The sequence below is a fragment of the Aeromicrobium sp. genome (assembly GCF_036676885.1).
In the GTDB taxonomy this organism is placed as follows: Bacteria; Actinomycetota; Actinomycetes; order Propionibacteriales; family Nocardioidaceae; genus Aeromicrobium.
In genome coordinates, this window is the sequence record NZ_JAKFCB010000388.1 from 1 (window position 1) to 3,937 (window position 3,937).

Consider the following 3,937-nt stretch of genomic DNA (forward strand, 5'->3'; position numbering starts at 1 on the left):
TGCTTGATGATTTCGTCCTTGGGCATGTCTGCGACCGTGGGCGCAGCAGTCTTCTTTGACACTGTTCTCCTCTGAGGGTTCCGTTGCACGGCGCGCCCGGGCTTGTCCACCGGGGCACTCTGGATCCGTGGCCGATCACACGGCAACGTCCAGAGTATCAGCGCCAGTGCTCCCGGGGCGAATCGCCGCTGGGGCCCCGCCACCCACGTCGCGACCTGGTTCGTGAGAGCACTGAGCTGTTCAGGACCCTGCGGCTAGCGTCGTGTGCATGGTGTTCTCCGCGCGGATCGCAGCCGCTGCAGCGGTGACTGCCGTCCTGCTCGCCGGGTGCTCGCCGGCGCCGGGTGACCCGTCACCGACGACGACCACGACGAACACGCCGACGCCGACGTCCGAGAGCGCCATCGCTCCGCCCGTACGTTCGTACGTCGCGATCGGCGACTCGTTCACCGCGGGGCCGGGACTGGCCGAGCTGCGTGACGATGCGGCCTTCTGCCTGCGGTCGGACCACAACTGGCCCTCGCTTCTCGCACGCCGGCTCGATCCGACATCGTTCGCCGACGTCAGCTGCGCCGGCGCCACGACCCACGACGTCCTGCAACGCGGCAGCGGCCCGGGTGCGGCGCGACCGCAGATCGACGCGGTCAGGCCCACGACCGACCTCGTCACCGTCGGCATCGGGGGCAACGACGGCAACCTGTTCGCGTCGCTCATCTCGGCGTGCACCGGAGGGCAGGAAGCATGTGGGCAGTTCGCCCGCGGCTCGGCGCCGGCGATCCTCCAGCGGAGCGTCTCGGACATCGCCGCGGTGCTGTCGGACATACGGGACCGAGCGCCGGAGGCGACGGTGCTGCTGGTGGGCTACCTGCGGATCATGCCCGACTCGGGGAGCTGCGCGACGATCGGCATCCCCGACGCGGACGCCGCTGCTGTGTCCGGTGCCGAGGAGCTGCTCGACCGGACCCTTGCGGATGCCGCGGAGCGGGCCGAGGTCCAGTACGTGTCGATGCGCAAGGCCTCGCGGGGCCACGACGCATGTGCCGGCACCGGGGCGTGGACCAATGGCGCCGCTGTCCGGGATGACGACGGCGTCGCGTTCCACCCGCGACTCGCCGGCATGCAGGCGGTCGCGCGAGCCGTCGAGGCCGAGCTCGCGAAGCGCTAGCAGGCGCCTCCGCCGATGGGCAGCCGGCCATGGAGCGGGAGGTCGCGCGAGGAGAAGCCGACCTTGACGTCGGCGCAGCCCTTCGTCACCTTCCACGCCGAGGCTCCGGCGTCCCAGTACGACAACGCGCGCTCATCGAGCGGGAACGACACCGTACGGGTCTCCCCCGGTTCGAGCTCGACCTTCGTGAATCCCTTGAGCGCCGCCGGCGGCTGCTGCACCGATGCCGACTGGTCCGGCAGCCCGAGATAGAGCTGCGGCACGGCAAAGCCCGTACGTCCGCCGGTGTTCGTGACGACCGCCTTGACGACGGCGCCGGAGCCGCTCCGGTCCACCTCGAGGTCCGACAGCGCGAACGACGTGTAGGACAGCCCGAATCCGAACGGGTAGGCCGGTTCCAGCCTCTTCTCGTCGTACCAGCGGTAGCCGACGAACACGCCCTCGTCGTAGTGCGTGTCGAGACCGAGGATGCCGCTGCCGGGATAGCGGGACGGGCTGACCGCGGTCGGCAGCTGCGACTCGCTGTCGGGGAGCGTGAGGGGCAGCCGGCCACCGGGATCGACGTCGCCGAACAGGACCCGGGCCAGGGCCGGACCCCCGTGGGCTCCGGGATACCAGGCCTGGACCAGCGCCGCGACCTTCGAGCGCCACGGCGTCAGGTCGGCGCCGCCGGACTCGAGCACGACGACGGTCTTCTGCTGGCCTGCCGCCACCGACTCGATCAGTGCGTCCTGGTTCCCGTTGACGTCGGGGCATTGGAGCGTCAGGCAGTTGCGGTCGGAACCCTCGCCGTACTGGTCCTTGACGACCACGATCGCGATGTCCGCCGCCTTCGCGGCCGCGGCCGCCCGAGCGTGGTCGGTCCCGTCGTCGTACGTGACCGTCACTCCCTCACCGGCGCGATCGGTGATGCCGTCGAGGAGTGAATGGTTCTCGAACGGCTCGACCTCGCCGGATCCGCCACCGACCGCGAACTGCGTCGCGGGCTTGCCGATCACGGCGATCGACCTGACCGACGGTGCGATCGGCAGGATGCCCTCGTTGCGCAGCAACGTCGTCGACTGCTCGGCGATGCGCTGCGAGGCCTGGCCGTCGGCAACCTTGTCGATCTGTGCGTCGTCGTTGCGATAGGCCGCGCGGTCGAAGACACCGAACCGGAACCACGTCTCGAGCATCACGCGGACGTGCTCGTCGATCGTGGCCCTCGAGACCTGCCCGAGGGTGACTGCTGCCGAGATCAGGGCCGGCTGATAGCCGATCGGCGGCCACGGCTCGAAGTCGAGACCGTTGTTGAGGCCACCGTCCGTCGTGTGGATCGCCAGGTAGTCCGCGATCGTGTAGCCCTTGAAGCCCCATTCGTCGCGCAGGATCTTCTTGAGCAGCGTGGAGTTCTGGCAGGCGTACTCGCCGTTGACCCGGTTGTACGCGCACATGATCGTGCCGACCTTGGCTTCCTTGACCGCCGCCTCGAACTGCGGCAGGTAGATCTCGCGCATCGTGCGGTCGTCGACGATCGAGTTCTGCGCATAGCGGGTCCCGATGACGCCGAGTCCGATCGGCAGGTGCTCGTCGAGCAGGCCGCCGGTGAGGTCGACGCCCTCCTGGTTGTTGGCGGCGAAGTGCTTGACGTTGCCGATCAGTCCGGTCGACTGCGCGCCCTCGATCCAGGCGACACCAAGCCGGCTGGTCAGCCACGGGTCCTCGCCGTAGCCCTCGAACGTACGGCCGGCGAGCGGGGTCCGCGCGATGTTGACCGTCGGCGCGTAGATCACGTCATTGCCCTTGGCCCTGGCCTCCAGGGCGGCGACCGTGCCGTGCGAGCGGGCCAGCTCGGGGTCGAACGTCGCGGCGAGCGTCAAGGGCGCCGGCAGCCCGATCGACTTGCCCTGGCGTGGGCCCACCGGGCCGTCGCTGTAGTAGATCGTGGGCAGGTCCAGGCGCGGCACGCCCGTTTGGACGCCGGTATGCGTGTCGGGGCTGCTGAACGCCCCGGACATCAGCGAGTCGCCACCGAGCAGGCCGATCTTCTCGTTCATCGTGAGCTCGGCAAGGAGCAGCTCAGCCCGCTTGCCGGGACTCAGCGAGGTGTCGCACCACGGGTGGTCGCCGCACCGGCCCGCGGCAGCCGCCGGTGGAGCTGGTGCGAGGGCGAGGGTCGAGCCGACCGTCGCGGTGGCGATGAGCAGGCCGAGCAGGCGTCGCGTCGTCATGGGGCTCCCCACGTCGGGCGTGCGAGCGCACGCGCAGATTGCCGAACAACGTACCGGCCTTCCGCCCGAAGTGGAACAGGTTTCAGTTTCTGAGGATCGTGCGGGTCTTCTCGACGTCCTGGTGCATCTGCGCGATCAGCGGGTCGATGCCTTCGTACTTGACCATGCCGCGCAGCCGGTCGACCAGCTCGACCCGGATCGCCTCGCCGTAGAGCTCGAGATCGGTGCGGTCGAGCACGTACGACTCGACGCGCCGCTCGACGCCGTCGAACGTGGGGTTGGTGCCGACCGAGATCGCCGCCGGAAGCCGCTCGCCGGCGGCGCGCACGAGCCAGCCGGCATAGACACCGTCCGGTGGGACCGTGTATGCCTCGTCGACCGGCACGTTGGCGGTCGGGAATCCGAGCTCACGTCCGCGCTGGTCGCCCTTGACCACGATGCCGGACACCTCATGCGGGCGGCCGAGCACCTCGGCGGCCTCGACGAGCCGGCCCTCGGCGACCAACGTACGCACGAGGGTCGACGAGTACGGGACCTCGCCGCCGTCGAGGGCGAGGCCGTC

At 69.8% G+C, this 3,937-nt stretch carries 3 protein-coding genes; 1 reads left to right on the forward strand and 2 read right to left on the reverse strand.

Features of this window, described 5'->3' with window-relative positions:
• The first annotated feature begins 268 nt into the window (after window positions 1-268).
• Complete coding sequence (locus V6M46_RS18590) at window positions 269-1,165, forward strand: SGNH/GDSL hydrolase family protein (RefSeq protein ID WP_332667850.1); 897 nt, start codon at window positions 269-271, stop codon at window positions 1,163-1,165.
• On the opposite strand, the gene V6M46_RS18595 is transcribed toward V6M46_RS18590, so the two are convergent.
• Together V6M46_RS18595 and V6M46_RS18600 are read right to left on the reverse strand one after the other, a co-directional pair.
• Complete coding sequence (locus tag V6M46_RS18595; protein WP_332667852.1) at window positions 1,162-3,375, reverse strand: beta-glucosidase family protein; 2,214 nt, start codon at window positions 3,373-3,375, stop codon at window positions 1,162-1,164. The two genes, V6M46_RS18590 and V6M46_RS18595, sit on opposite strands and share 4 nt — an antisense overlap.
• Window positions 3,376-3,457: 82 nt before the next feature.
• Window positions 3,458-3,937, reverse strand: a 480-nt coding sequence (locus tag V6M46_RS18600) for a riboflavin kinase (protein ID WP_332667854.1), incomplete at its 5' end; no start/stop codon positions are given.